Here is a 2,076-nt window from a genome sequence, read left to right on the forward strand (position 1 = left end):
TTTCCATGCGCGACGGGCAGGTCGTGGCCGGGTTGCAGAGCCTGAGCGTCAAGGATGTGCAGGGCGAGCATGCGGAGCTCGGCCCGCGCGTGCGCACGCCACTCGATGCAATGGATGTGGTGCTGATGCGCCAGGACCCGCCCTTTGATCTCTCCTATATCACGGCGACGCATCTGCTGGAGCGCATCCACCCGCGCACGCTGGTGGTGAATGATCCCGCCCATGTGCGCAACGCGCCTGAGAAGATCTTCGTCACGCTCTTCCCCGAACTGATGCCGCCGACCCTGATCAGCCGCGACAAGGAGGAAATCCAGGATTTCCGCAGGGAACACGGCGCGGTGGTGATGAAACCGCTGCACGGCCATGGCGGTGCCGCCGTTGTGCGGCTGATGCCGGATGATCCGAATTTCGGCTCGCTGTTCGACATGTTCGCCGTCACCTTCCGTGAGCCCTGGGTGATCCAGCGTTTCCTGCCGCAGATCACCGAGGGCGACAAACGCATCATCCTCGTCGATGGCGAGGCGCGCGGCGCCATCAACCGGGTGCCGGCGGCGGGTGATATCCGCTCCAACATGGTGCGCGGCGGCGCGGCGACGACGACGCAGTTTACCCCGCGCGAACGCGAAATCTGCGAGACGATCGGCCCGCAGCTGCGCGATATGGGGCTGCTTCTCGTGGGCATCGACGTGATCGACGGCAATCTCACCGAGATCAACGTCACCTCGCCCACAGGCATCCGCGCCATCGCCAAACTCGGCGGCCCGGATCTTGCGGTGGATGTGTGGGAGAGCATCGAGAAAAAGCGCGCTGCGCAAGGGGAGGGGGGCTGATGATCAATCCGGCATTGTTCAAGGACGAGGCGATCGCCGAGGAAACCCGCGCGCTCAATGCCGAGATCGTCGAGAAGCTCGCAGCGTTGCCCGACCAGTGGTCGTTTCCCATCGATGTGGTGCGCAAGGCCCGGCGCGAGGGGCGCGGGCCGTTTCCCGCCCTGCCGCATTCGGACCGCGCCCGCTGGATCGAGATCGACGGCCCCGCCGGGCCGATCGATCTGCGCATTCTTGCACCCGACGAGGCCCGCGTCGTCTACCTGCATATCCATGGCGGCGGCTGGACCTGGGGTTCGCCCGACGAGCAGGATCCGGAATTCGAGCGCCTCGCAGAGCAGGGTGTCGCGACCGTCTCCGTGCGCTACCGGCTGGCTCCCGAAAACCCCTATCCGGCGGCGCCCGATGATTGCGAGGCGGCGGCGCTCTGGCTCCTGCGGGAGGCGCAGGGCCTGTTCGGTACGCAGAAACTGATGATCGGTGGCGAGTCGGCTGGCGCGCATCTCGCCCTCGTCACCATGCTGCGCCTGCGCGACCGCCACGGGCTGACGCCCTTTGCCGGCGCCAACCTCTTCGCCGGCTGCTACGATCTCGCCCTGACGCCGAGCGTGCGCAACTGGGGATCGGAAAAGCTGATCCTGAACGCGCGCGACATTACCATCTTCGCGCAAAACCTGTGCGGCGATCACGACCGTTCTGACCCGGATCTCTCCCCGCTTCTGGCCGATCTCGCCGGCCTGCCGCCGGTGTTGGTGAGCATCGGCACGCGCGACCCGCTCCTCGACGACAGCCTCTTCCTCGCCGCCCGCCTCGCCACCGCGAACGTCCCCACCGACCTCGCCATCTATCCCGGCGGCTGCCACATGTTCCAACGCTTCGGGATCCCGCTCTCCGAAGAAGCGCTGACGCGCGTGGACGGGTTTTTCAGGGCGCGGGTGGAGTGAAGCGCTGCCACTATTTTCAATAGCGCAGCCAATCATCATAGACTGTTCGCGCGGGCGATTCGGCCCCTGTTTTCCCATGAGCGATTTTTACGGAGTCGATGATGCCCCGATCGTTTTCCCCTGCCCTCCTCGCCACCGCAGCCCTCGCCACCCTCGCCATCGCGCCCGCGCAGGCGCAGCATAGCCACGGCCACGGCGCGCCGACTTCTGCGACCGAGCGCCCGGCCCTGCCGCAGGATGCGCTGGCGCCTTTCGTCGATCCGTTGACGATCCCGCCGCGCGCCGAGCCGGTGGGGGAGCATGAG

At 66.6% G+C, this 2,076-nt stretch carries 3 protein-coding genes; all 3 read left to right on the forward strand.

Annotated elements, in window-relative coordinates; translation table 11 throughout:
• A partial coding sequence (gshB, locus tag VKP01_RS06420; RefSeq protein ID WP_324411336.1) for a glutathione synthase occupies positions 1 to 830 on the forward strand: 830 nt, incomplete at its 5' end.
• Positions 830 to 1,771 carry an alpha/beta hydrolase gene (locus VKP01_RS06425; RefSeq protein ID WP_324411337.1) on the forward strand — a complete coding sequence of 314 codons (942 nt, stop codon included), beginning with the start codon at positions 830 to 832 and terminating at the stop codon, positions 1,769 to 1,771. The genes gshB and VKP01_RS06425, both read left to right, overlap by 1 nt.
• A 101-nt stretch (positions 1,772 to 1,872) precedes the next feature.
• Positions 1,873 to 2,076: hypothetical protein (locus VKP01_RS06430; protein WP_324411338.1), on the forward strand; the 204-nt coding region annotated here is incomplete at its 3' end.

Origin of the sequence: Saliniramus sp. (genome assembly GCF_035311605.1) — a bacterium.
GTDB lineage: Bacteria > Pseudomonadota > Alphaproteobacteria > Rhizobiales > Beijerinckiaceae > Saliniramus.

What these genes read in the sequence shown, in the direction of transcription:
- VKP01_RS06425 (WP_324411337.1), top strand. Translation starts at nt 830, where the DNA reads ATGATCAATCCGGCATTGTTCAAGGACGAGGCGATCGCCGAGGAAACC.